This is a genomic window from Flavobacterium sp. DW-iso2 (genome assembly GCF_058725285.1).
Genome location: NZ_JBZXDY010000090.1, coordinates 1 through 518, shown reverse-complemented (window position 1 = coordinate 518; position 518 = coordinate 1). Strand labels below are relative to the sequence as shown.

Below are 518 nucleotides of genomic sequence, written 5' to 3'. Positions count from 1 at the left end.
TCCGAGAACAGACCATGTGTTGCACATACATATACGTTTTTGGAGCCTCGCTCCTTCAATCCTTCAACAACATTGAGAATTGTCGTTCCGGTATCGATCAGATCCTCAATAATAATTGGAGTTCGACCTTCAACATCCCCAATAACGTGCGTAATGATCGATTCATTGTGGCTTGGCCGCTTTTTGATCATAATGGCAAAAGGTGAATCCAGACGATTCGCCAGTTTCTCTGCCATCGAGGCTCGTCCCGCATCAGGGGAGACAACTACCGGATTTTCAATCCCTTTACTCAGCAAATAATCACTGATGAGATCCAATGATGTCATGTGATCCACAGGAATATTGAAAAACCCTTGAATTGCCGCTGCATGCAGATCAATGGTAACTACCCGGTTTGCCCCAGCAGTAGTTAACACATCCGCAACCATCTTGGCCGAGATCGGCTCACGCGGAGCAGACTTGCGTTCCTGACGGGCATATCCGTAATAAGGAACAATAATATTTACCGTACGGGCAGA

At 46.3% G+C, this 518-nt stretch carries 1 protein-coding gene; it reads right to left on the bottom strand.

What is annotated here, in order from left to right:
- On the bottom strand, positions 1-518 hold a 518-nt coding region (locus tag AC4PRO_RS18240; RefSeq protein ID WP_492118409.1), incomplete at both ends, for a ribose-phosphate diphosphokinase.